General features: G+C 48.2%; 18 tRNA genes and 2 rRNA genes. All 20 read left to right on the forward strand.

Going from position 1 to position 2,175, the window contains the following annotated elements:
* The first annotated feature begins 198 nt into the window (after window positions 1-198).
* Window positions 199-315, forward strand: a 5S ribosomal RNA gene (gene rrf, locus IR152_RS19630).
* 7 nt (window positions 316-322) lie between these two features.
* Window positions 323-397 (forward strand) — tRNA-Asn (locus IR152_RS19635).
* Window positions 398-401: 4 nt separating this feature from the next.
* Window positions 402-476 (forward strand) — tRNA-Glu (locus tag IR152_RS19640).
* 5 nt (window positions 477-481) lie between these two features.
* Window positions 482-557 (forward strand) — tRNA-Val (locus IR152_RS19645).
* Window positions 558-562: 5 nt separating this feature from the next.
* Window positions 563-639, forward strand: a tRNA-Asp gene (locus tag IR152_RS19650).
* A gap of 11 nt (window positions 640-650) precedes the next feature.
* A tRNA-Thr gene (locus tag IR152_RS19655) sits at window positions 651-725 on the forward strand.
* Between the two features lie 13 nt (window positions 726-738).
* Window positions 739-823: transfer RNA gene (locus IR152_RS19660), tRNA-Tyr, on the forward strand.
* Window positions 824-832: 9 nt separating this feature from the next.
* Window positions 833-906: transfer RNA gene (locus IR152_RS19665), tRNA-Gly, on the forward strand.
* Between the two features lie 9 nt (window positions 907-915).
* Window positions 916-992, forward strand: a tRNA-Arg gene (locus IR152_RS19670).
* 9 nt (window positions 993-1,001) lie between these two features.
* A tRNA-Gln gene (locus IR152_RS19675) sits at window positions 1,002-1,077 on the forward strand.
* An 8-nt stretch (window positions 1,078-1,085) separates the two neighbouring features.
* Window positions 1,086-1,161 (forward strand) — tRNA-Lys (locus IR152_RS19680).
* Window positions 1,162-1,163: 2 nt separating this feature from the next.
* Window positions 1,164-1,252: transfer RNA gene (locus IR152_RS19685), tRNA-Ser, on the forward strand.
* A 19-nt stretch (window positions 1,253-1,271) separates the two neighbouring features.
* A tRNA-Ser gene (locus IR152_RS19690) sits at window positions 1,272-1,362 on the forward strand.
* 7 nt (window positions 1,363-1,369) lie between these two features.
* Window positions 1,370-1,446 (forward strand) — tRNA-Pro (locus tag IR152_RS19695).
* Window positions 1,447-1,535: 89 nt separating this feature from the next.
* A tRNA-Trp gene (locus IR152_RS19700) sits at window positions 1,536-1,611 on the forward strand.
* Between the two features lie 60 nt (window positions 1,612-1,671).
* Window positions 1,672-1,748, forward strand: a tRNA-Pro gene (locus IR152_RS19705).
* Between the two features lie 6 nt (window positions 1,749-1,754).
* Window positions 1,755-1,831 (forward strand) — tRNA-Ile (locus tag IR152_RS19710).
* A gap of 3 nt (window positions 1,832-1,834) precedes the next feature.
* Window positions 1,835-1,910 (forward strand) — tRNA-Phe (locus IR152_RS19715).
* Between the two features lie 7 nt (window positions 1,911-1,917).
* Window positions 1,918-1,994, forward strand: a tRNA-Met gene (locus IR152_RS19720).
* A gap of 114 nt (window positions 1,995-2,108) precedes the next feature.
* Window positions 2,109-2,175, forward strand: a 16S ribosomal RNA gene (locus IR152_RS19725); the annotation flags it as partial.

The following is a 2,175-nucleotide window of genomic DNA, read 5'->3' on the forward strand; positions in this document are numbered from 1 at the left end:
AGGTCGAAGGTGTAAGTGCAGCAATGTATTTAGCTTATCGATACTAATAGGTCGAGGACTTGACCAATATTTATTTGATGTTCATTAATTAATATATATATGTAGTTTTTAGAGTGTTAACTCTAAAAAGTTTAAAAAAGTGTTGACAAAAATGACAAAAAATGTTAATATTATACTTGTCCTAATAACAAGAAAAAATGTGGTTATAATAGCAGAGAAGATACACCTGTTTCCATTCCGAACACAGAAGTTAAGTTCTCTAGCGCTGATGGTACTTGGTGGGAAACTGCCTGGAAGAGTAGGACATAGCCACGTTGGATATTCCAAGGTAGCTCAACGGTGGAGCAACCGGCTGTTAACCGGTAGGCTGTGGGTTCGAGCCCCACCCTTGGAGCCATTATGGCTCGTTGGTCAAGAGGTTAAGACACCGCCCTTTCACGGCGGTAACAGGGGTTCAATTCCCCTACGAGTCACCATTTGTGGGATCATAGCTCAGCTGGGAGAGCACCTGCCTTACAAGCAGGGGGTCACAGGTTCGAGCCCTGTTGGTCCCACCATTTGCGGCCTGGTAGTTCAGTTGGTTAGAATGCCAGCCTGTCACGCTGGAGGTCGAGGGTTCGAGCCCCTTCCAGGTCGCCAAATTAAAAAATGCTGGTGTGGCTCAACGGTAGAGCAGCTGACTTGTAATCAGCAGGTTGTAGGTTCGATTCCTATCACCAGCTCCATATAAAACAATACGGAGGATTTCCCGAGCGGCCAAAGGGGGCAGACTGTAAATCTGTTGTCATCGACTTCGGTGGTTCGAATCCACCATCCTCCACCAATTAAATATGCGGGTGTAGCTCAATGGTAGAGTTCTGGCCTTCCAAGCCAGCTGTGAGGGTTCGATCCCCTTCACCCGCTCCAAAAAAGCGTGGGTGCATAGCTCAGCTGGATAGAGCAACGCCCTTCTAAGGCGTGTGTCCGGGGTTCGAATCCCTGTGCGCTCACCACATATATATTGGGGATTAGCCAAGTCGGTAAGGCACATGACTTTGACTCATGTATGCGTAGGTTCGAGTCCTGCATCCCCAGCCAAATAGTATGGTCTATTAGCTCAGTCGGTAGAGCACCTGACTTTTAATCAGGGTGTCCCGCGTTCGAGTCGCGGATAGATCACCAGTGGAGAGGTGTCCGAGTGGTTTAAGGAGCTGGTCTTGAAAACCAGTGACTTCGAAAGGGGCCGTGGGTTCGAATCCCACCCTCTCCGCCAAAAAAATAAGACTTAATTTGGAGAAGTACTCAAGTGGCTCAAGAGGATCCCCTGCTAAGGGATTAGGCTGGGTAACCGGCGCGAGGGTTCGAATCCCTCCTTCTCCGCCATTTAAAACGAGGTGTAGCGCAGTTTGGTAGCGCACATGGTTTGGGACCATGGGGCCGGGGGTTCGAGTCCCTTCACCTCGACCAACTTAGATTTTTAGCTAGGTTGGTTAGAGTGCCCAACTCATAACCAGTAAGTCTGGAGTTCGAGTTCATGAAGGTTTACTATTCTTCATAGGGGTGTAGCTCAGTTGGTAGAGCGTCGGTCTCCAAAACCGTGCGCCGGGGGTTCGAGTCCCTCCACCCCTGCCAAATAAAAAGGGCTTGAAAAAAATTAAATTTTAGAGTAGTATAATATAGTAAATAAGATTTCGAGGTGTAGCGCAGTTTGGTAGCGCACATGGTTTGGGACCATGGGGCCGGGGGTTCGAGTCCCTTCACCTCGACCAAGAAAAGGGCCTATAGCTCAGGTGGTTAGAGCGCACGCCTGATAAGCGTGAGGTCGCTGGTTCGAGTCCAGCTAGGCCCACCATTTGCCCAGATAGCTCAGTCGGTAGAGCAGGGGACTGAAAATCCCCGTGTCGGTGGTTCGATTCCGCCTCTGGGCACCAGAAATACGGCGGTATAGCTTAGTTGGCTAGAGCGTTCGGTTCATACCCGAAAGGTCATAGGTTCGACTCCTATTACCGCTACCATCTAGCTATATCAATAAAGAACTTTGAAAATTAAACAGTAGGTTAATTTATATTAAGAAACAAACCATAAAGCCAGATATTTTGATAATAATAGTATCTGAGCCTGATGAACTTTTATTTGAGAGTTTGATCCTGGCTCAGGATGAACGCTGGCGGCGTGCCTAACACATGCAAGTTGAGC

The organism is Clostridioides sp. ES-S-0108-01 (assembly GCF_020662285.1).
Taxonomy (GTDB): domain Bacteria; phylum Bacillota; class Clostridia; order Peptostreptococcales; family Peptostreptococcaceae; genus Clostridioides.